Origin of the sequence: Pseudomonas sp. P1.8 (assembly GCF_001269805.1) — a bacterium.
Taxonomy (GTDB): domain Bacteria; phylum Pseudomonadota; class Gammaproteobacteria; order Pseudomonadales; family Pseudomonadaceae; genus Aquipseudomonas.
Map to the genome: position 1 here is coordinate 1 of NZ_LHVM01000007.1, position 17,382 is coordinate 17,382.

At 57.8% G+C, this 17,382-nt stretch carries 19 protein-coding genes; 11 read left to right on the forward strand and 8 right to left on the reverse strand.

Features of this window, described 5'->3' with window-relative positions; translation table 11 throughout:
* Together AD668_RS03895 and AD668_RS03900 are read right to left on the reverse strand one after the other, a co-directional pair.
* Positions 1-909 (reverse strand): IS110 family transposase (locus AD668_RS03895; protein ID WP_053154918.1); only part of this gene is annotated, 909 nt, incomplete at its 3' end.
* Positions 910-1,220: 311 nt separating this feature from the next.
* Complete coding sequence (locus AD668_RS03900; RefSeq protein WP_053154920.1) at positions 1,221-1,655, reverse strand: YhcB family protein; 435 nt, start codon at positions 1,653-1,655, stop codon at positions 1,221-1,223.
* A 144-nt stretch (positions 1,656-1,799) separates the two neighbouring features.
* Here AD668_RS03900 and AD668_RS03905 point away from each other — a divergent pair, with 144 nt between their 5' ends.
* From AD668_RS03905 to zapE, 3 genes are all read left to right on the forward strand, one after another.
* A complete protein-coding gene (locus AD668_RS03905) occupies positions 1,800-2,429 on the forward strand; it encodes an alpha/beta hydrolase (protein WP_053154922.1) in 630 nt (209 codons plus the stop codon).
* 24 nt (positions 2,430-2,453) lie between these two features.
* Positions 2,454-3,809 carry a tryptophan--tRNA ligase gene (locus AD668_RS03910; protein ID WP_053154924.1) on the forward strand — a complete coding sequence of 452 codons (1,356 nt, stop codon included), beginning with the start codon at positions 2,454-2,456 and terminating at the stop codon, positions 3,807-3,809.
* A gap of 90 nt (positions 3,810-3,899) precedes the next feature.
* Positions 3,900-4,994 carry a cell division protein ZapE gene (gene zapE / locus AD668_RS03915; RefSeq protein ID WP_053154926.1) on the forward strand — a complete coding sequence of 365 codons (1,095 nt, stop codon included), beginning with the start codon at positions 3,900-3,902 and terminating at the stop codon, positions 4,992-4,994.
* A gap of 133 nt (positions 4,995-5,127) precedes the next feature.
* Here zapE and AD668_RS03920 read toward each other — a convergent pair whose 3' ends face one another.
* Positions 5,128-6,048: a GlxA family transcriptional regulator gene (locus AD668_RS03920; protein WP_172681789.1), complete on the reverse strand. Its 921-nt coding sequence runs from the start codon at positions 6,046-6,048 to the stop codon at positions 5,128-5,130.
* Between the two features lie 221 nt (positions 6,049-6,269).
* Between AD668_RS03920 and AD668_RS03925 the strand changes: the two genes are divergently transcribed.
* A complete protein-coding gene (locus AD668_RS03925; RefSeq protein ID WP_053154929.1) occupies positions 6,270-7,406 on the forward strand; it encodes an acyl-CoA dehydrogenase family protein in 1,137 nt (378 codons plus the stop codon).
* Between the two features lie 97 nt (positions 7,407-7,503).
* Here the strand turns inward: AD668_RS03925 and AD668_RS03930 are convergent, their stop codons facing one another.
* Positions 7,504-8,544 (reverse strand): NADP(H)-dependent aldo-keto reductase, encoded by a 1,041-nt coding sequence (locus AD668_RS03930; RefSeq protein WP_053154931.1) that lies wholly within the window; start codon positions 8,542-8,544, stop codon positions 7,504-7,506.
* A gap of 246 nt (positions 8,545-8,790) precedes the next feature.
* Between AD668_RS03930 and rplM the strand changes: the two genes are divergently transcribed.
* The 7 genes from rplM (at position 8,791) to AD668_RS03965 (ending at position 13,675) form a co-directional block, all read left to right on the forward strand.
* Positions 8,791-9,219 carry a 50S ribosomal protein L13 gene (rplM, locus tag AD668_RS03935; protein WP_007905295.1) on the forward strand — a complete coding sequence of 143 codons (429 nt, stop codon included), beginning with the start codon at positions 8,791-8,793 and terminating at the stop codon, positions 9,217-9,219.
* A 14-nt stretch (positions 9,220-9,233) separates the two neighbouring features.
* Positions 9,234-9,626, forward strand: coding sequence for a 30S ribosomal protein S9 (gene rpsI, locus AD668_RS03940; protein ID WP_003228056.1), 393 nt, complete (start codon positions 9,234-9,236; stop codon positions 9,624-9,626).
* Between the two features lie 268 nt (positions 9,627-9,894).
* Complete coding sequence (petA, locus tag AD668_RS03945; RefSeq protein ID WP_053154933.1) at positions 9,895-10,488, forward strand: ubiquinol-cytochrome c reductase iron-sulfur subunit; 594 nt, start codon at positions 9,895-9,897, stop codon at positions 10,486-10,488.
* Complete coding sequence (locus AD668_RS03950) at positions 10,488-11,699, forward strand: cytochrome bc complex cytochrome b subunit (protein WP_053154935.1); 1,212 nt, start codon at positions 10,488-10,490, stop codon at positions 11,697-11,699. Before petA ends, AD668_RS03950 begins: the two co-directional genes overlap by 1 nt.
* Positions 11,699-12,481: a cytochrome c1 gene (locus AD668_RS03955; protein ID WP_053154936.1), complete on the forward strand. Its 783-nt coding sequence runs from the start codon at positions 11,699-11,701 to the stop codon at positions 12,479-12,481. The genes AD668_RS03950 and AD668_RS03955 overlap by 1 nt, the downstream gene beginning before the upstream one ends.
* A gap of 146 nt (positions 12,482-12,627) precedes the next feature.
* Positions 12,628-13,245, forward strand: a complete 618-nt coding sequence (locus AD668_RS03960; RefSeq protein WP_007972581.1) for a glutathione S-transferase N-terminal domain-containing protein — start codon at positions 12,628-12,630, stop codon at positions 13,243-13,245.
* Between the two features lie 16 nt (positions 13,246-13,261).
* Positions 13,262-13,675 carry a ClpXP protease specificity-enhancing factor gene (locus AD668_RS03965; RefSeq protein WP_053154938.1) on the forward strand — a complete coding sequence of 138 codons (414 nt, stop codon included), beginning with the start codon at positions 13,262-13,264 and terminating at the stop codon, positions 13,673-13,675.
* Positions 13,676-13,811: 136 nt separating this feature from the next.
* Here AD668_RS03965 and AD668_RS03970 read toward each other — a convergent pair whose 3' ends face one another.
* From AD668_RS03970 to AD668_RS03985, 4 genes are all read right to left on the reverse strand, one after another.
* Entirely contained in the window at positions 13,812-14,390 is a 579-nt protein-coding gene (locus tag AD668_RS03970) for a BON domain-containing protein (protein ID WP_053154940.1), read from the reverse strand.
* Positions 14,387-14,980 (reverse strand): phosphoheptose isomerase, encoded by a 594-nt coding sequence (locus tag AD668_RS03975; RefSeq protein ID WP_007904374.1) that lies wholly within the window; start codon positions 14,978-14,980, stop codon positions 14,387-14,389. Before AD668_RS03975 ends, AD668_RS03970 begins: the two co-directional genes overlap by 4 nt.
* A gap of 104 nt (positions 14,981-15,084) precedes the next feature.
* Positions 15,085-15,447 carry a YraN family protein gene (locus AD668_RS03980; protein ID WP_053154942.1) on the reverse strand — a complete coding sequence of 121 codons (363 nt, stop codon included), beginning with the start codon at positions 15,445-15,447 and terminating at the stop codon, positions 15,085-15,087.
* Positions 15,447-17,258 (reverse strand): penicillin-binding protein activator, encoded by a 1,812-nt coding sequence (locus AD668_RS03985; protein WP_053154944.1) that lies wholly within the window; start codon positions 17,256-17,258, stop codon positions 15,447-15,449. Before AD668_RS03985 ends, AD668_RS03980 begins: the two co-directional genes overlap by 1 nt.
* Positions 17,259-17,382: the final 124 nt, after the last annotated feature.

The following is a 17,382-nucleotide window of genomic DNA, read 5'->3' on the forward strand; positions in this document are numbered from 1 at the left end:
TTTCATCAGCGCGAACATCACTCTGGCGAGCTTGCGTGCCAGGATAACCAAGGCTTGAGTACCTTTTAGGCCTCTGGCCAGGTAGCTCTGGTAGTACGGTTTCCAGACCGGCGAGCGGCTGGCGGCCATGGCACTGTTGTGAAACAGGCGCCGAAACTCAGAGTCCCCTCGCTTGGATAGCCGACGCCTTTGATCCTTTTGTCCTGACTGCCTCACCCGCGGATCCATGCCGAGGAAGGCGACGTACTCGTCGCTGTTTGCAAACTCCCCACGCAAAAACGCCGTGGCCGCTGCGGTGGCCGTCAGCAGCCCGACACCCTCGACGGCCTGGCAGCGCTTCACCTGATCCTGCATCCCGGCGTCCTCGGCAATCTCCTTGAGTGTTTTCTGAATCGTTTTTTCGAACTGGGCAATGGCGACCAGAAGCTGGTTGAACTGCTCTTTGAGCAGGGGCTCGTTTTTCCAGCTCTGCTTGAGTGCGACACAGCCCCGGACCAGTTGGGCCCGGCGACGAAGCAGGCTTTTGAGCTGCGTGTAAGCCTTCGGTGGCGGGTTCCAGATCCTCAGCCTGTCGGACTCCCGGCACAAGTAACGCGCCAGCAGTTCGGCATCCAGGGCGTCTGTTTTCGCCCTCATGCCTATGCCGTCGCGGTATTTGTTGAGGCGACTGCCATCGATGACGTAAACGTCATGGCCCATTTCATGGGCCATTTCCGTTGTATCAAGGTGATAGATATTGGTCGCCTCAAGCGCGATGGCGCTGTTCATTGGCAGCGTCTTGAGCCATTGCTTCAGGCTTGTTCGCTTGTTCGCGACCTTGAGGGGTTTTTGCAGGTCGGATCGATAGACAACGATCTCGTCCTTCGCCACATCCACACCAACGACCACCTGCGAATCAAGGATTGTCATGGCCCACCCTCCGAGCTAGGGTTTAAAGACTTGTCGGGGTTCACCGTTGCGCTGGCTTGTTTCTATCGTCGGTCCGAGCCGATGCATTCCTTATCGGCGCATTAGGTGAAGGGGTGGGACGAAGTCTCCCACGGTCTGTACTGGTCAGAGTCAGATGACGAGCTTTAGTCCCACCCACCCCTTCAAGTCTAAACATACAAGCTGGCTTGCCAGCGAAGAGGCCAGCATGGACGCTGGTGGTAATGGTTCAGAATCAAAAAAGCCCCCGAACCAGTGAAAGTCCGGGGGCTTTTTGTGTCGCGAAAGCTTGCTTACTTCTTCAGGCCGTAATGCTCATCGAGCATACCCGGCGAGTTCGGGGCTTTCGGAGCGTAGTCGCGAGGCGGCTCCTGATCCCGCGGTGGCGTCAGGCGTTCCCGTGGTGCCTGCACTGCGTCGGCGTGCAGGGAGGCCAGCAGACGTTGGCGGGTCTGCTCGTCCAGGGCCAGGCGGTTGGCGCCCTCGGCGAGATGATCCTGCACTTCCTGATAGCTCTGAGTCAGTTTCTTGACCAGTGTGGCCGTGCTGTTGAAGTGGGTCACCACCTCGTTCTGATAACTGTCGAAACGTTCCTGAATATCGTCCAGCTGACGCTGCGTGCGGTTAGGCGCGGCGCTCGGCGCGAGGCGAGCGATCAGGAACCCAATGGCGACACCCACAACCAGGGCAAGAGTCGGTAACAACCAAACTAAGAGCGAGTGTTCCACGAGTCCTTCCTCTATAAACGGCTTTGCTTTACGTTAACGGCTCCAACCTGCGCTGTATACCGCGATTCACTCGCAATAAATTGGCACAGACAATTTGCTAGACGAGTCGACCTGATACGAGGTCACGGAGTTCCTTCCTTGCTTATGCGTGAAACCCCTGTAGTGATTGATGGCCCGGTGGGGCAACTGGAAGCTCTTTACCTGGATAATGAGCAGCCCCGCGGCCTGGCACTGATCTGCCATCCGAACCCGGTGCAGGGCGGCACCATGCTCAATAAAGTGGTCTCGACCCTGCAGCGCACCGCACGCGATGCCGGTTTTATTACCTTGCGTTTCAACTACCGTGGCGTCGGCGCCAGCGAAGGCTCGCACGATATGGGCACAGGTGAGGTCGATGATGCCCAGGCGGTAGCCGAGTGGTTCCGGGCCAGGCATCCGCAATTGCCGCTGACCCTGTTCGGTTTTTCCTTCGGTGGGTTTGTTGCAGCAAGTCTCGGCGGACGCCTGGAAGCTAAGGGTGAGCCGATCAAGCATCTGTTCATGGTCGCGCCGGCGGTCATGCGCCTCGATGCTCAGAACCCGCTGCAACAGCAGGGCGAACTGACCCTGATCCAGCCGGAAACCGACGAAGTGATCGATCCGCAACTGGTTTACGAATGGTCTGACAAGCTCGAACGCCCCCATGAGCTGCTGAAAGTGGCAGAATGCGGGCACTTTTTTCATGGCAAGCTGACCGATCTCAAGGATCTGATCCTGCCGCGCCTTTCGAATTGATTGCAGTCTGACAAGCGATTACCCATGACGACTCGTACCCGTATTCTTACCGGCATCACCACCACCGGCACGCCGCACCTGGGCAACTACGCCGGAGCCATCCGCCCGGCGATCATCGCCAGCCGCGACAGTAACGCTGATTCGTTCTACTTCCTGGCCGACTACCACGCCTTGATCAAGTGCGATGACCCGCTGCGCATACAGCGCTCGCGTCTGGAAATCGCCGCGACCTGGCTTGCAGGTGGCCTGGATGTGGACCGCGTGACGTTCTATCGTCAGTCCGACATTCCCGAAATCCCTGAGCTGACCTGGTTGTTGACCTGCGTCGCCGCCAAGGGCCTGCTCAACCGCGCCCACGCCTACAAGGCCTCGGTGGACAAAAACGTCGAGACCGGCGAAGACCCGGACGCCGGCATCACCATGGGCTTGTACAGCTATCCAGTGTTGATGGCCGCTGACATTCTGATGTTCAACGCGCACAAGGTGCCGGTCGGTCGCGACCAGATTCAGCACGTGGAAATGGCCCGCGACATCGGCCAGCGCTTCAATCACCTGTTTGGCCAAGGCAAAGAGTTCTTCACCATGCCCGAGGCGTTGATCGAAGAGAGCGTCGCCACGTTGCCGGGCCTGGACGGCCGCAAGATGTCGAAGAGCTACGACAACACCATTCCGCTGTTCAGCAGCGCCAAAGAGATGAAGGACGCGATTTCACGGATCGTCACCGACTCCCGCGCGCCGGGTGAAGCGAAAGATCCGGACAACTCGCACCTGTTCACCCTGTTCCAGGCGTTCGCCACGCCGGCGCAAGCCGACGAATTCCGCAGCGAGCTGTTGCAAGGCCTGGGTTGGGGTGAGGCGAAGAACCGACTGTTCCAGTTGCTGGACAACGATCTGGGCGAGTCCCGCGAGCGTTACCACCAACTGATCGAGCGTCCGGCGGATCTGGAGGACATGCTGCAACACGGTGCGAAAAAGGCTCGCGCGGTGGCGACGCCGTTCCTTAACGAGCTGCGTGAAGCAGTCGGCCTGCGTTCCTTTGTTGCCCAGACCCAAGTGGCGGCGACGACCAAAAAGAAAGCCGCGAAATCGGCGCGTTTTGTCAGCTTCCGAGAAGACGACGGCAGTTTCCGTTTCCGTCTGCTGGCGGCCGATGGTGAGCAACTGCTGCTGTCGTGCAACTTTGCCGACGGTAAAACCGCTGGGCAGGTGACCAAGCAGCTGCAAGCGGGCCAGGCTCTGGACGTGCGCAGTGAAGACCTGAGCTTCAGCGTTTGGCTGGAAGGCGAGTGTGTAGCCGATAGCCCGACCTTTGCTGACAGCGCCACTCGCGACGCTGCCATTGAAGCTCTGCGAATTGCCCTGACCCCGGTTCAGGACTAAACAGCGGCGCGGTCCGACCAAGGGCCGATTGCCATTCCTCGGGGCCGTCGCTACAGTGACGGCCCGTTTTTGTTGCCTTGCTAACGAATTATGACGCCCCTAGAACGATATCAAGCTGATCTGAAACGCCCGGAATTCTTTCATGACGCCGCGCAGGAAACGGCCGTGCGTCATTTGCAGCGCCTGTACGATGATCTGGTCGCCGCCGATCAGAATAAACCGGGCCTGCTGGGCAAACTGTTTGGCAAAAAGGATCAGGCGCCTGTCAAGGGCCTGTATTTCTGGGGCGGCGTGGGCCGCGGCAAGACTTACCTGGTCGACACCTTCTTCGAAGCGTTGCCGTTCAAGGAAAAGTCTCGTACGCACTTCCACCGCTTCATGAAACGTGTGCATGAAGAGATGAAGACCCTGGGCGGTGAGAAAAACCCGCTGACCATCATCGCCAAGCGTTTCTCTAACGAAGCCCGGGTCATCTGCTTCGATGAGTTCTTCGTTTCCGACATCACCGACGCCATGATCCTTGGCACCCTGATGGAAGAGCTGTTCAAGAACGGTGTGACCCTGGTCGCGACGTCGAACATCGTGCCGGACGGTCTCTATAAGGACGGCCTGCAACGCGCGCGCTTCCTGCCGGCCATTGCGCTGATCAAGCAGAACACCGAGATCGTCAACGTCGACAGCGGCGTCGATTATCGTCTGCGTCACCTCGAACAAGCCGAGCTGTTCCACTATCCACTCGACGAAGCCGCCAACGAGAGCCTGCGCAAAAGCTTCCGTGCATTGACCCCGGAATGCACGGCGGCGGTCGAAAATGACGTGCTGATGATCGAAAACCGTGAAATTCGTGCCCTGCGCACCTGCGATGACGTGGCCTGGTTCAACTTTCGTGAACTGTGCGACGGCCCACGCAGCCAGAACGATTACATCGAACTGGGCAAGATCTTCCACGCCGTGCTGCTTAGCGATGTCGAGCAGATGAGCGTCACCACCGACGACATCGCCAGACGTTTCATCAACATGGTCGACGAGTTTTACGATCGCAACGTGAAACTGATCATTTCTGCGGAAGTCGAGCTTAAAGATCTCTACACCGGCGGTCGCCTGAATTTCGAATTCCAGCGCACCCTCAGCCGACTGCTGGAAATGCAATCCCACGAATTCCTGGCGCGGGCGCATAAGCCGTAACAGTGTTCGGAAAGTAAAAAAGGCCTGCGCATGCAGGCCTTTTTTGTGGTGCGCCGAAGATCAAAAGATCGCAGGCTTCGCCAGCTCCTACAGATACACACCATCGGTAGGAGCTGCCGTAGGCTGCGAACTTTTAGGCCGCTTGCTGAAACTGCTGCCGATACTGGTTCGGTGACAGTTCCGTATGCTGGCGGAACAGGCGCGCAAAGAAGCTCGCATCGTCGTAGCCTACTTCGTAGCTGATGGTCTTGATGCTCTTGCGGCTGGCGGACAGCAAGCCCTTCGCCGTTTCGATGCGCAGGCGTTGCAGGTAATGCAGCGGCTTGTCGCCGGTGGCGGTCTGGAAACGGCGCATAAAATTGCGAATGCTCATGCCGTGTTCGCGGGCAACGTCTTCGAAGCGAAACTTGTCGGCAAAATGCTCTTCGAGCCAGTGCTGGATCTGCAGGATAATCACGTCTTGATGCAATTTCTGCCCGCCAAAGCCGATCCGCCCTGGTGAATAGCTGCGCTGGACTTCATAGAGAATGTCGCGAGCCACGGCCTGGGAAACGTTGGCGCCACAGAAACGCTCGATCAGATAGATGTACAGATCGCATGCGGAGGTGGTGCCGCCCGCGCAGAAAAGATTGTCGGCGTCGGTCAGGTGCTTGTCCTGATTGAGCTGAACCTGTGGGTAGCGTTCGGCAAAAGCTTCGAAGAAGCGCCAGTAGGTTGTCGCCTCCTTGCCGTCGAGCAGGCCGGCTTCGGCCAGCCAGAACACGCCGGTGGCCTCGCCACACAACACGGCGCCGCGCGCATGTTGCTGGCGCAACCAGGGCAGGACCTGTGGATAACGTTTGCACAGTGAATCGAAGTCGTCCCAGAACGCCGGGAGAACGATGATATCGGCGTTTTCCAATGCGCCGTCTACCGGCATCATTACATCGCTGAAACTGTTCACCGGTTTGCCGTCGGGGCTGACGAGTCGCGTTTCGAACGCCGGAGTCAAGCCATGACCCAGCTGTTTGCCGTAGCGCAGGCTGGCGAGATGGAAGAAATCCTTGGCTGTCATGAGGGTGGTAGCGAAAACCCGGTCGGTTGCCAGGATGCTGACGCGCCGCAAGGGCGTGGAGGCTTGGTTAGACATAATTCAACTTTATTCTTATAGGGGAAAGTGGTCACCAGACGGCTGGATCGTCTTATTTTTTGTCGGATGTGTCCAGTGTCCTGTATCGGACGCGGGGCTTAGTCTCTGAAGGTCTGTTTCTTCTGAAAATAAAAAAAAGGTGCTGCATGATCCCTAGAACACTGTTCAGTTCCGAGCACGAACTTTTTCGCGACAGCGTGCGTACATTCCTCGAAAAAGAAGCGGTGCCGTTCCATGGACAGTGGGAAAAGCAGGGCTATATCGATCGCAAACTCTGGAACAAGGCGGGTGAGGCGGGGATGCTGTGCTCGCATTTGCCCGAAGAGTACGGCGGATTGGGGGCCGACTTTCTTTACAGTGCGGTGGTGATTGAAGAGGTCGGCCGTCTGGGTTTGACCGGCATCGGATTCTCTCTGCATTCAGACATCGTTGCGCCGTATATCCTGCATTACGGCAGTGAAGCGCTGAAACACAAATACCTGCCGAAACTGGTGTCTGGCGAGATGGTGAGCGCCATTGCCATGACCGAGCCGGGTGCCGGTTCCGACCTGCAAGGGGTGAAAACCACCGCAGTGCTCGATGGCGATGAATATGTGATCAACGGCTCGAAGACCTTTATTACCAACGGCTATCTGGCGGACCTGGTGATCGTTGTCGCCAAGACCGATCCCAAGGCCGGCGCGAAAGGCACCAGTCTGTTTCTGGTCGAGACCAGCACGCCGGGCTTCGAAAAGGGCAAGCGCCTGGAGAAGGTCGGCATGAAAGCCCAGGACACCTCGGAATTGTTCTTTCAGGATGTCCGGGTGCCTAAGGAAAACCTGCTCGGCCAAGCCGGAATGGGGTTTGCCTACCTGATGCAGGAGTTGCCGCAGGAGCGGTTGACCGTGGCCATCGGCGGGCTGGCGTCAGCCGAGGCCGGTTTGCAATGGACGCTCGATTACACCCGCGACCGCAAGGCGTTCGGCAAGTCGATCGCCGACTTCCAGAACACCCGCTTCAAGCTGGCGGAAATGGCGACAGAAATCCAGATCGGCCGGGTCTTCGTTGACCGATGCCTGGAGCTGCACCTGCAAGGCAAGCTTGATGTGCCAACGGCTGCGATGGCCAAGTACTGGGGCACCGACCTGCAATGCAAGGTGCTCGACGAGTGCGTGCAGCTGCATGGCGGCTATGGGTTCATGTGGGAATACCCGATTGCCCGGGCGTGGGCGGATGCGCGGGTGCAGCGGATTTATGCCGGGACCAATGAAATCATGAAGGAGATTATTGCGCGATCTCTTTGAATCCATGTGATGGCTGAAAAGATCGCAGCCTGCGGCAGCTCCTAGACAGGATCGGTTTGAGCCCTGTAGGAGCTGCCGAAGGCTGCGATCTTTTTACTTAGGGCGCAGGGTTCGGATGATCCTTGTGAATCGCTTCGATCCCCTCCAGCACTTCTTCCGACAGTTTCAGATCAAAACTGGCAATGTTGCTCTCCAGTTGTTCCATCGTGGTCGCGCCAATGATGTTGCTGGTCACGAATGGCTGTTGAGTGACAAAGGCCAGCGCCATTTGGGCGGGATCCAGGCCGTGCTCCCGTGCCAATGCCACATAGCGGCTGCACGCCGCTTCCGACTGCGGGTTGAAGTAGCGACTGAAGCGGCTATAGAGGCTCAGGCGGCCCTTCGGTGGGCGCGCGCCACCTTCGTATTTACCCGAAAGGAAGCCAAACGCCAACGGCGAGTAAGCCAGCAAACCGCACTGCTCGCGAATGGCGATTTCCGCCAGACCGATTTCAAAGCTGCGGTTGAGCAGGTTGTACGGGTTCTGGATCGACACTGCGCGCGGCCAGCCACGGGCTTCGGCCAGGGCGAGGAAGCGCATGGTGCCCCACGGTGTTTCGTTGGACAGGCCGATGTGGCGAATCTTGCCGGCCTTGACCTGCTCGTCCAGCGCTTCGAGCGTGTCCTCCAGTGGTGTCAGATTCGCTTCGGTTACGTGCTTGTAGCCCAACTGGCCGAAGAAATTGGTGCTGCGCTCCGGCCAGTGCAGTTGGTACAGGTCGATGTAGTCGGTTTGCAGGCGTTTGAGGCTGCCATCGACAGCTTCCGTTATGTGCTGTCGATTGTGCCGAAGGCTCTTGTCGCGAATGTAATCGATGGTATTGCCGGGGCCGGCGATCTTGCTGGCGAGGATCCAGTCGGCGCGATCACCGCGGCTTTTGAAGTAATTGCCGATGTAACGTTCGGTGGTGGCGTAGGTTTCGGCCTTGGGTGGCACCGGGTACATCTCGGCGGTGTCGATGAAATTGATCCCGGCGCTCTTGGCCCGTTCGATCTGTGCGAAGGCGTCTGCCTCGCTGTTTTGCTCGCCCCAGGTCATGGTTCCGAGGCAGAGGGCACTCACGTTCAGATTGGTCCGGCCTAGCTGGCGATATTCCATCGGGGTGCTCCTTGGGCAAAACAATCATAAAAGCAGGTTGAATTATTTTTCGCAATCTGCATAATTGCGCACCTCTTTCTGCAGTGGAAGTGATGCGCCGCCGCCGAAGAATCTTGCCGTTGAACGGACGCGCCGACCCGAGCCCCCGAAAGCGTCTGTATCCGGCTGCCTTTGACTTGTCAAAGTACGCACTATTCAGTAAGATCCGCCGTCTAATTTACAGGGCGGCCCCTGAGGCTATAAAGAATGAAAACTTTTACTGCTAAACCGGAAACAGTACAGCGCGACTGGTTTGTCGTCGACGCTGCAGGTCAGACCCTGGGTCGTCTGGCCACCGAAATCGCGAGCCGTCTGCGTGGCAAGCATAAAGCTGAGTACACTCCTCACGTTGACACCGGCGATTACATCGTCGTTATCAATGCCGAGCAGATTCGTGTAACCGGTGCTAAAACCACCGACAAAATCTACTACTCCCACTCCGGTTTCCCGGGCGGCATCAAGTCGATCAACTTCGAAAAGCTGATCGCTAAAGCCCCTGAGCGCGTGATCGAGACCGCGGTCAAAGGCATGCTGCCTAAGAACCCGCTGGGTCGCGACATGTATCGTAAGCTGAAAGTCTATGCGGGCGCTGTACACCCTCATACTGCTCAGCAGCCCCAAGAACTGAAGTTTTAACGGAATAGTTCATTATGTCGGCGACTCAAAATTACGGCACTGGCCGTCGCAAGACCGCAACCGCACGCGTTTTCCTGCGTCCGGGTACTGGTAACATCTCCATCAACAACCGTTCGCTGGATAATTTCTTCGGCCGCGAAACTGCCCGCATGGTAGTTCGTCAGCCGCTGGAATTGACTGAGACTGTCGAGAAATTCGACATCTACGTCACCGTGATCGGCGGTGGTGTAAGTGGTCAGGCTGGCGCAATCCGCCACGGTATCACTCGCGCTCTGATGGATTACGACGAGACTCTGCGCAGCGCCCTGCGTAAAGCCGGTTTCGTAACCCGCGATGCTCGTGAAGTTGAACGTAAGAAAGTCGGTCTGCGTAAAGCGCGTAAGCGTCCGCAGTACTCGAAGCGTTAATTCGCTTTCACGTTCAAAAAAGAACGCCCAGTTTCCTCGCGGAGCTGGGCGTTTTTTTATGCGTGCGATTTATCAAAGAATTGCGCTGTGACAACTTGCCACATCCGCAGACGCCCTATACTACAAGGCTCGGGGGTGATGGGCTCCGGTAATTACCTTGTCAGAATTGGGGCTTTTCATTACCATTCGGCAAAATTTTTATAAGTACATAGTTTTACTTAGTAGATGCCTGATTTAACAGGCCACAAAGCTGATGGGAGAGGACTGAATGAGCAATGACGGCGTGAATGCAGGCCGGCGTCGCTTCTTGGTAGCAGCCACATCCGTGGTGGGTGCTGCAGGAGCGGTGGGGGCTGCGGTCCCGTTCGTGGGGTCATGGTTTCCCAGTGCCAAGGCGAAAGCCGCAGGTGCACCGGTGAAAGTGAATGTCAGCAAAATCGAGCCAGGCCAGCAGATGATTGCTGAGTGGCGCGGTCAGCCGGTGTTCATCGTCCGCCGTACCGAGGAAATCCTGGGGAATCTGAAAAAGATCGAGGGCCAGCTGTCTGACCCGACCTCCAAGAACTCGACACAACCTACCTATGTTGATCCGGAAACGCGTTCGATCAAGCCCGAGGTTCTGCTGCTGATTGGTATCTGCACGCACCTGGGTTGTTCGCCGACATTCCGTCCCGAAGTGGCACCTGCTGATCTGGGCAAAGACTGGGTAGGCGGTTATTTCTGCCCTTGCCACGGTTCCCATTACGATCTGGCTGGCCGCGTCTACAAGTCGCAACCTGCGCCTTTGAACCTGCCAGTTCCCCCGCATTCCTATGAGACCGATGACATCATTATTGTTGGCGTCGATACGGAGAAAGCGTGATGAGCAAGTTCATGGATTGGGTTGATGCGCGCTTTCCCGCCACCAAGATGTGGGAAGACCATCTCAGCAAGTATTACGCTCCGAAGAACTTCAACTTCTTCTATTTTTTTGGTTCCCTGGCGCTACTCGTTCTGGTCAACCAGATCGTTACCGGTGTCTGGCTGACCATGAGTTACACCCCGTCGGCGGAAGAGGCCTTTGCTTCTGTCGAATACATCATGCGCGACGTCGAGTACGGCTCGATCCTGCGTCTTCTGCACTCCACCGGCGCTTCGGCGTTCTTCATCGTGGTTTATCTGCACATGTTCCGTGGGTTGCTCTACGGGTCGTACCAGAAGCCACGGGAGCTGGTGTGGGTCTTCGGCATGCTGATCTACCTGGCGCTGATGGCTGAAGCGTTCATGGGCTATCTGCTGCCGTGGGGCCAGATGTCCTACTGGGGTGCCCAGGTGATCATCTCGCTGTTCGGCGCGATCCCGGTCATCGGCAACGACCTGACCCAGTGGATCCGTGGTGACTACCTGATTTCCGGTATTACCCTGAACCGCTTCTTCGCCTTGCACGTGGTTGCCTTGCCGATCGTGATTCTCGGTCTGGTGGTGTTGCACATCCTCGCGTTGCACGAAGTGGGGTCGAACAACCCTGACGGCGTGGACATCAAGAAGCACAAGGACGAAAACGGCATCCCGCTGGACGGCATTGCCTTCCACCCTTACTACACCGTGAAAGATATCGTCGGTGTCGTGGTGTTCCTGTTCATCTTTTGCTCGATCGTGTTCTTCTTCCCCGAGATGGGCGGCTATTTCCTCGAGAAGCCGAACTTCGAAGTGGCGAACGCCTTCAAGACCCCAGAGCACATTGCTCCGGTCTGGTACTTCACGCCGTTCTACGCAATTCTGCGGGCGGTTCCGGACAAGCTCCTGGGTGTTATCGCCATGGGCGCGGCCATCGCTGTGCTGTTCGTCCTGCCGTGGCTCGACCGTAGTCCGGTCAAGTCGATGCGCTACAAGGGCTGGATGAGCAAGATCTGGCTATGGGTATTCTGCATCTCGTTCGTGATCCTCGGTGTGCTAGGCGTTCTGGCTCCGACTCCAGGCCGTACGTTGTTATCGCAGGTATGTACCTTCCTGTACTTCGCCTACTTCATTTTGATGCCGTTCTACACCAGGCTCGAGAAGACCAAACCGGTTCCGGAAAGGGTGACTGGCTGATGAAAAAGCTATTTGCTGTATTGATGCTTGCTGCGCTGCCAGTGTTCGCTTTCGCTGCTGAACACGGTGGCCCGGAGCTGGAAAAAGTCGATATCGACGTTTCCGATAAAGCGGCCATGCAGGACGGTGCACGTACGTTCGCCAACTACTGCATGGGCTGCCATAGCGCCAAGTTCCAGCGTTACGAGCGCGTTGCCGACGACTTGGGCATTCCCCATGAATTGATGTTGGAGAAGCTGGTTTTCACTGGCGCCAAGATCGGTGATCACATGAATGTCGGCATGCAGCCGGCGGACGCCAAGGCCTGGTTCGGCGCGGCACCACCGGACCTGACACTCGTCGCCCGTGTTCGTGGCACCGACTGGCTCTACGGATACCTGAAATCGTTCTACGAAGATCCGTCACGCCCTTGGGGCGTGAACAACAAGGTTTTCCCGAACGTGGGCATGCCTAACGTCCTGGTGGGCCTGCAAGGCCGTCAGGTCGTCGGTTGCAAACAGGTTCAGATCGTTGAAGACGGCAAGAAGCAATATGATCCGTTGACCGGTACGCCACTGACCCATGAGGCGTGCGATCAACTGACCATCGTGCCGAAAAGCGGTGCTTTGACCGAAGAGCAGTTCGATGAGAAGGTCAAGAATCTGGTAACCTTCCTGGCTTACTCGGCTAACCCGGTTAAGCTGCAACATCAGCGCATTGGTACTTACGTATTGCTGTACCTGGCGTTCTTCTTCGTATTCGCTTACCTGCTCAAGCGCGAATACTGGAAAGACGTGCACTGATAACGCTTCAAGCAATTGCTGTTAATCGCGCGCGCCCAAGGGCGTCTCAGAGTAGCGAACCTGGTCATCCAGACGTTATTTGAGGCGCCCTCTGGGCGCGCTCGTTTTTCCGCTTCCGATAATTTCTACAAGCGAGGAGGACCGCCATGGGCGTGACCAATCGGTTGGCCTGTTACTCCGACCCCGCCGACCACTATTCCCACCGAGTGCGCATCGTACTGGCAGAGAAGGGTGTCAGCGCAGAGATCATTTATGTGGAGGCAGGCCGCCAGCCACCTAAACTGATTGAAGTGAACCCTTACGGCAGCTTGCCCACCCTGGTCGATCGTGACCTTGCGTTGTGGGAGTCGACCGTGGTGATGGAATACCTGGATGAGCGTTACCCGCATCCGCCACTACTGCCGGTTTATCCCGTGGCGCGTGCCAACAGCCGACTGCTGATTCATCGTATTCAGCGTGACTGGTGTGGCCTGGTGGATCTGATTCTGGATTCGCGGACCAAGGAAGCGGCCCGTGCCGTAGCTCGCAAAGAGTTGCGTGAAAGCCTGACGGGCGTGTCGCCGTTGTTCGCCGACAAGCCGTTTTTCCTTAGTGAGGAACAAAGTCTGGTGGATTGCTGCCTATTGCCAATACTCTGGCGATTGCCGATTCTGGGTATTGAACTGCCGCGGCCAGCCAAGCCGCTGCTTGATTATATGGAGCGCCAGTTTGCGCGTGAGGCTTTCCAGGCGAGTCTGTCTGGTGTCGAACGCGACATGCGCTAAGGCTTAAGGAGCCGCTATGAACTCCAGTCGACCTTATCTGGTCCGTGCGCTCTATGAGTGGATTGTTGACAACGATTGCACCCCGCACATGCTGGTCAATTCCGAGTACCCGTCGGTGCAGGTGCCGCAGGGGTTTGCCAGTGAGGGGCAGATCGTCCTGAACGTGTCGCCACAAGCTGTGCGCCATCTGCATATGGACAACGAGGCTGTGAGCTTCGAAGGTCGCTTCGGGGGTGTGCCGCACACCTTGTATGTGCCGATCGCTTCAATCCTGGGTATCTACGCCAGGGAAAATGGCCAGGGCATGGTGTTCGATCTGGAATCGCCTATGGGTGAGGACGATGACATCGAGCCGGATGATGACATTCCGCCACCCGACAGCGAGCCGCCGCGTCCCAGCGGTCGACCTAGTTTGAAGGTGGTGAAGTAATAAAAAAGGCGATCCGGAAGGGTCGCCTTTTTTATTACGTAGGAGCTGCCGCAGGCTGCGATCTTTTGATTTTGGCTTTCAGGATCAAAAGATCGCAGCCTTCGGCAGTTCCTACACCGCGTGTGGGTCAGTCAGCTCAGTCGATGTACTCGAACAGCTTCACGATCTTCTGCACACCGGAAACGCCTTGAACCAGGCTGGTTGCCTGTGCGGCTTCCTGTTTGGTCAGCAGGCCCAGCAGATAGACAATACCGTTTTCAGTCACGACCTTGATGCGCGACCCGGGGATGTTCGCATCGGTGAGCATCTGGGCCTTGATTTTGGTGGTCAGCCATGTGTCGTTCTGGCGTGCCAGCAGCGAAGAGGGCGCCAGCACCTGCAGCTCGTTGTGGACCTTCTTGACGCGCTGGACGGCGGCAGCGGCCTGTTCGGCCTTGGCCTTGAGGTCTTCGCGTGGTGTTTGTCCGGCGAGCAGCACGACGCCGTTGAAGCTGGTAATAACGATGTGCGAGTCCTTGTCCAGGGCTGGATCAGCCTTGGCAATGTTTACGCCGACCTTGGTGTCGATCAGGGAATCGTCGATTTTGCTGCCCAGTGTGCGCGTGCCGCGGTCATCTTCAATCGGCGCTTCGCGGCTGGCAGTTACCACCGAGGTGCAGCCGCTGATGCCCAGGCACAGGGTCAAGGCCAGTAGGCCAAGGCGATTAGGGGTCATTCTTCACTCCCGAACAATTGGCTGTCGATCAAGTCGCATAGACAGTGGATCGCCAGCAGGTGGACTTCCTGGATACGAGCGGTGACGTTGGCCGGTACGCGGATCTCGACGTCCTCGGGCAACAGCAGTGACGCCATGCCGCCACCGTCACGACCCGTCAAAGCTACGACAATCATTTCGCGATCATGTGCGGCCTGGATCGCTTGAATTATGTTTGCCGAGTTACCGCTGGTGGAGATTGCCAGTAATACGTCGCCCGGCTGGCCGAGTGCGCGGATCTGCTTGGAGAAGATTTCGTTGTAGCTGTAGTCGTTGGCGATCGAGGTGATCGTCGAACTGTCGGTTGTCAGGGCGATGGCTGGCAGACTCGGGCGCTCGCGCTCAAAGCGGTTGAGCAGTTCGGACGAGAAATGCTGGGCATCGCCAGCAGACCCGCCATTGCCGCAGGAAAGCATTTTGCCTTCATTGAGCAGGGCGTTGACCATGACCTGGCTGGCTTGCTCGATGTGCGGTGCAAGTACGTCCATCGCCTGTTGCTTGGTGTCGATACTGGCCTGGAAAAGCTGGCGAATTCGGGATTGCATGTCCATCTGTGTGACCTTAATGAGCGCGGCTGTTCGGCACGTGAATGTGCAGCCCGCAAAGCAAAGAGCAAAAGTGTCGAGTGAAAGTGTCCGGTCTGGAGTGCATGCGATCAGCCATCAAAGGCATTCTGCAGCCAGTTCAACTGATCGAGATTGCTGTCGATGGCAACCACGTCGAAGCGGCAAGGAGAATTGGCCCAGCGCGATTCGTGCTGAAGAAAAGACTGTGCAGCGAAGATCAGTTTCTGCTGTTTGCGCCCGTCAACACTGTCGAGCGCACCACCCCATTGAGTGTTTTTTCTGTAGCGGACTTCAACGAATACTACTGTATCGCCATCTAGCATGACCAGATCAAGCTCGCCGCGTTTGCATAACCAGTTCTGCGCCAGCAGGCGCAGCCCTTGTTGTTGAAGATGCTCGAGCGCATGACGCTCGGCATCTTTTCCGCTTTGCTGACGTGATCTGTCAGGCATCAGCGAGCGGTGTCCGGCAGGCGCTGAACCTGACCGTTGATGAATTCGGCCCATGGCAACTGGCGCACGACGCGCTGGCTCTGAGTCATGCTCAGACTGCCTGACTGGCCTTCGATGCGGCTATCTGGCAGGGCCTTGAGTTGGCCCAGGCGCGGGGCCAGGCGATAAGCATCAACGCCCATGGCGTAAAGACGGCCAAGGCTGCCACTCGCTTGCGGCCACTGAGCAGTGACCTGGCGACGCAGCGGATCATTGGCGTCCAGCAACCATGGGGTTTCGCAGAAGCGAATGCCGTTCATGTCGTTGTACTGGTTCACATCGCCGCTCGCACTGAATACGTGGGAGGTAGCGTAAACCGGAACGTCACCCGCGTACTGGAAATTCAGGGTCGGTTTGATCTGTTGAGCCTGTTGCGGTGTGGCTGCAAGGAAGATGAACTCGATATCCTGACGACGCGACGGCTGGGCGGCGACTTGCGATCCAACCGTGCTTTGCAGGCTCTTGGCGCGACCCTCACTCTGGCGCAGCTGGAACATGTCGGCGATCTGCTGGGCCAGTTGCACCGGCTGATCGACACGCTCGGTGGCGACGATGCTGCCGCCATTGGCTTGCCAGTCCTGGCTGAACGCCTTGAGAACGCGGTCGCCCCATTCACCCTTCGGTACCATGATGGCTGCGCGATGCAGGCCATCGGCGCGTGCGCGACGGGACACTTCGCGGGCTTCATCTTCAGCGGCAAGACCAAACTGGAACAATTGCGCCGGACCTTGATCACCCTCGCTGTAGTTCAGCGCCAGGGTGGTGATCGGCAGTTGCGGGCGAGTGCTGAGTTGTTTGACCAGTGGTTTCTCCAGTGGGCCGACAACCAGTTGCACGCCATCGGCCTGGGCCTTGCGATAGAACTCGTCCATGGAGGTCAGGCGTGAGCTGTCATAGAACTCGATAGCTGGCGGTTTCTGCCCGGCCTGTTGCGCCTGGTAATGAGCGGCCATGAACCCGTCGCGCAGCGCCTTGCCGACGGATGCCAGTGGGCCGTCCTGCGGCAGCAGCAAGGCGATTTTGCTCAGGGGCTGGCTGGCCAGTTCCTTGAGCTTGGTCAGGGCGACGGGCAGCTGAATAGCGGCCGGGTGTTTCGGGTTCTGGGCGCGCCAGTTGTCGATGGCCGCTTGTTGTTGTTCCAGGGTGCCGGCGGTTTTCACGGCCAGGGCCAGGGCCATCCAGCCGCCGAGGTCGTCGGTGGTGGAGGGTTGCAGCTGGTCGGTTGGCAGAGAGGCGATCAGCGTCCAGATGGCTTCATGATTTTTAGCCGCCGCTTCGCCGCTCAGCATCGGAGCGATAAAGATGCGCTCCCGTGCGGCCGCGAGGGTTTGCCCATCGGCTTCAAGAGCGCGGGCGCGCACGGTGCCGGTACGGACCTGTTGCTCCTGCGACAATTCGCCCAGGCGCTGCAGGCTTGGATGGTTCAGCGCCGTCAGTGCGGCTTTCGGCTGGTTGCGGGTCATGGCCAGTTCGGCTGCCAGGGTGCTGGCGAAGACCTGTGGGCCGGGCTTGAGCGACTCGACGGGAACCTGTTGCAGGATTTGCGCGGACTGGCCGGCATTGCCTTGTCGATAGGCGAGGTCAGCCGCACTCAGGCGCAGCAGGGCTGCGTCTTCCGGTGATTTGCTTTGGGCTGCCTTCTCGAGCAGTTGCTCGATACTGGCATCCGGGGTCCGTGGAACTTCGCCAAGGCTGGAGGAGGGCGAGCTGGCGCAAGCCGCCAGCAAGGCAGCAAGGCAGAGGGCAGATAACAGCCGCAGGCAAGCGATCATGTAAGTGTTCCTGATACTCGATCAAATTAGCGTGGAATTGTACCCAAGCACTGGCCGGGGCGCGATGTTACTGGCGTGAATCGATCAATTTAGCTGCTGTAAATGTTGCTGCAGTGCACAAACG

Coding starts and splice junctions, on each gene's coding strand:
- AD668_RS03970 (WP_053154940.1), bottom strand. CDS start 14,390: ATGACCCCTAATCGCCTTGGCCTACTGGCCTTGACCCTGTGCCTGGGC.
- AD668_RS03905 (WP_053154922.1), top strand. CDS start 1,800: ATGCGTGAAACCCCTGTAGTGATTGATGGCCCGGTGGGGCAACTGGAA.
- AD668_RS03950 (WP_053154935.1), top strand. CDS start 10,488: ATGAGCAAGTTCATGGATTGGGTTGATGCGCGCTTTCCCGCCACCAAG.
- AD668_RS03925 (WP_053154929.1), top strand. CDS start 6,270: ATGATCCCTAGAACACTGTTCAGTTCCGAGCACGAACTTTTTCGCGAC.
- AD668_RS03975 (WP_007904374.1), bottom strand. CDS start 14,980: ATGGACATGCAATCCCGAATTCGCCAGCTTTTCCAGGCCAGTATCGAC.
- zapE (WP_053154926.1), top strand. CDS start 3,900: ATGACGCCCCTAGAACGATATCAAGCTGATCTGAAACGCCCGGAATTC.
- rpsI (WP_003228056.1), top strand. CDS start 9,234: ATGTCGGCGACTCAAAATTACGGCACTGGCCGTCGCAAGACCGCAACC.
- AD668_RS03965 (WP_053154938.1), top strand. CDS start 13,262: ATGAACTCCAGTCGACCTTATCTGGTCCGTGCGCTCTATGAGTGGATT.
- AD668_RS03985 (WP_053154944.1), bottom strand. CDS start 17,258: ATGATCGCTTGCCTGCGGCTGTTATCTGCCCTCTGCCTTGCTGCCTTG.
- AD668_RS03910 (WP_053154924.1), top strand. CDS start 2,454: ATGACGACTCGTACCCGTATTCTTACCGGCATCACCACCACCGGCACG.
- AD668_RS03980 (WP_053154942.1), bottom strand. CDS start 15,447: ATGCCTGACAGATCACGTCAGCAAAGCGGAAAAGATGCCGAGCGTCAT.
- AD668_RS03955 (WP_053154936.1), top strand. CDS start 11,699: ATGAAAAAGCTATTTGCTGTATTGATGCTTGCTGCGCTGCCAGTGTTC.
- AD668_RS03920 (WP_172681789.1), bottom strand. CDS start 6,048: ATGACAGCCAAGGATTTCTTCCATCTCGCCAGCCTGCGCTACGGCAAA.
- rplM (WP_007905295.1), top strand. CDS start 8,791: ATGAAAACTTTTACTGCTAAACCGGAAACAGTACAGCGCGACTGGTTT.
- AD668_RS03960 (WP_007972581.1), top strand. CDS start 12,628: ATGGGCGTGACCAATCGGTTGGCCTGTTACTCCGACCCCGCCGACCAC.
- petA (WP_053154933.1), top strand. CDS start 9,895: ATGAGCAATGACGGCGTGAATGCAGGCCGGCGTCGCTTCTTGGTAGCA.
- AD668_RS03930 (WP_053154931.1), bottom strand. CDS start 8,544: ATGGAATATCGCCAGCTAGGCCGGACCAATCTGAACGTGAGTGCCCTC.